Here is a 2,497-nt window from a genome sequence, read left to right as displayed (position 1 = left end):
CTGGCGGAGGTCTGGGAGAGGGTGAGCTTGCCGTTGGCGTCGATCTGGATGTCGCCGCCACTGGCGGCCATGTCGCCGGCCAGTTTGACGCCGACGCCCTGTTCGGTGCCGACGAGGCGGATGGCGCCGGCATACATGCCGCCCAGGGCGCTGCTGTCGATGGCCAGTTGGGGTTTGTCGGTGCCGTCGTCGGCCTTGGCGGTGGCGGCGAGGGTGGTGGCGTCGACGTCGTTGCGGCCGGTGACCATTGCCAGTTGCCGGGCGTGCAGTTCGGCGTTGATCTGGGCGCTGCGGGTGATCAGTTCGAACTGGTCGACGTTGCTGGCGTTGAGCCCCTGCCCTTCGATGCGGATCTGTCCGCCGTCGACGTCGTAGCGTTTGAGGGCGCCGTTCTCGACCACGGGGGCGCCGGTGCTGAGGGTGGCGCGGGGGGTGTTGATGAAGCCGCAGCCGTCGCAGGTGATGCCGTGGGGGTTGGCGACGATGACGTGGGCGCCCTGCCCGGCCACTTCGGTGTAGCCCTTGAGCTGGCTGGGGTTGGTGCCGGTGACTTCGTTGAGGATGACGCCGGCGGCGCGCCCGTTGAGGTTGGGGTTGCCGAGGATGTAGCCGCCCAGTTGGGTGCTTTGCAGTTTGTTGGTGGCGTTGTTGAGGATGAGCCCCTGTTCGCCGACGTTGTAGTCGCTGAATTTGTTGTGCGACAGGCCGTTGCCGTTGGGCGTGGCGATGTTGACCACGGGTACGCCGTTGGCGGCGGCGCCGAGGCTGGTGTTGCCGCCGGCGGCGGCGTCCACGGCGAGGTCGGCGGCGGTGCTGACGATGGGGTTGAGGAACATGACGCCGATGAGCACGGTGGCGATGTTCTGGAAGAAGGGGCTGCGAACGTCCATGAGGTGGGGCTCCGGGTGACGCGGAATCAGTAGAACAGGTCGATGCGGGCGTAGATCGGGTGCTCCTGGCGTTCGATGACGTCAGGGCGTTCGAGGGACCGCGCGAAGGTGAGCGAGACGGCCAGGTTCGGGCCGCGGGCGCTGAATTCGAGGGCGTTGCCGCTCAGGCGGCCATGGGCGCGGGCGTTGTTGCGGTCGCCCTGGATCTGGCCCAGGTCGTAGGCGAAGGCGAGGCCGTACTGGCGCACGAAGGGCTGCAAGGGTGCCCAGCCCACGGGGCGGGTCCAGCGCAGTTGGTTGCGCCAGTAGCCGCCGCTGTTGCCGGACAGGGATTGCTCCTTGAAGCCGCGCACCGAGCTGAGGCCGCCGATGCTGATGCGCTGGGGGCTGTTGAGTTCGTCTTCGCTGCGCTGGTAGTTGATGAGGCTGTCGAAACTGAGGCTTTCCCCGAGCAGTTGGAAGGGCTGCAGGTAGCTGGCGGTGAGGCTGTATTTGTCGTAGCGGGCGTTGGTGCCGCTCTTGCCGTCGATGCGGCTGTTCTTGGCGTCCAGGGCGCCGATGCCCTGTTGCCAGCCGAGGTCGAGGTTGACGAAGGCGCTGCCGAGCCGGCGGCCGTGGTTGAAGCCCAGTTGGGTTTCGGTGATGCGCGGGCTGGAGCTGCCCAGCAGGGTGTTTTCGATGTAGTTGCGGGTTTCCAGGTGGGCGAGGCCGAGGCTGAGGCCGGTCTTGCTGACGCTGTCGCGGTGCAGGACGCGGTCGGCGCGCAGTTGGTGGGTCTTGCTTTCGCCGTCGTAGACGAAGGCGAAGCCCTGGCCCGGGGTGCGCGTGCGGTAGTAGCTCTGGCTGTAGGCGTAGCTGAAGCTCCACCAGCCATACGGCAGGCTGTAGGCGAAGCTCTGGTTGGCGGAGTGGCGCCAGCGGTCGCTGACGGCGTCGCCGCCGGCGCGCAGGCTGAGCTGGTCGGCCAGGCCCAGGGGGCTGTCCCATTCCAGGCTGGCGCCCCACTGCTGTTCGCCGGTGCTGCGCTGGCCGTCGTTGTGGCGGTTGAAGCCGACCCGCCAGGGCTTGCCGGGCTCGCCCTTGAGCTGGACGCGGCTGCCGCCCACTTCGCTGCCGGGCACCAGTTCCAGTTCGGCGGGGCGCGAGGGCAGGCGGTTGATCTGCTCCACCAGTTGCTCCAGTTCGCGCAGGTTCAGCGGCTCGCCGGTCTGCGCCGGGGAGGCCAGGGCCAGTTCGCGGTCGCTGGCGATCGCTGAGCCTTCAACGCCCTCCAGGCGGCCTTCGACGACGATGACGTCCAGTTCGCCGTCGGCCAGGTCCTGCTGCGGCAGGTAGGCGCGGGAGGTGACGTAGCCGCGGTCGATGTAGTGCTGGGTGATGGCCTTGAGCAGGTCGTTGAGGCGCCCGCTGTCCAGGCACTGGTGTTCGAAGGGCTTGAGCAGTTCGCGCTGGCGCACCTCGCTGATCAGGTGCACGCCCTGCAGGCGGATGCGCTGGATGTCGAAGCACGGGCCCTGTGCCTGGGGCGGGCTGGGCGCTACCGGCTCGGCGCGGCCGGGCAGTTGCTGCAGTTCCTGCAGGCGCTTGCGCTGCTCTTCCAGCAGCCG

2 protein-coding genes are annotated in these 2,497 nt (G+C 68.4%); both read right to left on the bottom strand.

Annotated elements, in window-relative coordinates; all coding sequences use genetic code 11:
• Positions 1 to 890 (bottom strand): filamentous hemagglutinin N-terminal domain-containing protein (locus A7D27_RS26765; protein ID WP_139131269.1); only part of this gene is annotated, 890 nt, incomplete at its 3' end.
• A gap of 26 nt (positions 891 to 916) precedes the next feature.
• The coding region (locus A7D27_RS26760; protein WP_139134206.1) for a ShlB/FhaC/HecB family hemolysin secretion/activation protein at positions 917 to 2,497 on the bottom strand (1,581 nt) is incomplete at its 5' end.

The organism is Pseudomonas sp. 1D4, from assembly GCF_001728925.1.
GTDB lineage: Bacteria > Pseudomonadota > Gammaproteobacteria > Pseudomonadales > Pseudomonadaceae > Metapseudomonas > Metapseudomonas otitidis.
The sequence above is the reverse complement of the archived record's forward strand: the minus strand, read 5'-3'. Positions and strand labels throughout refer to the sequence as shown.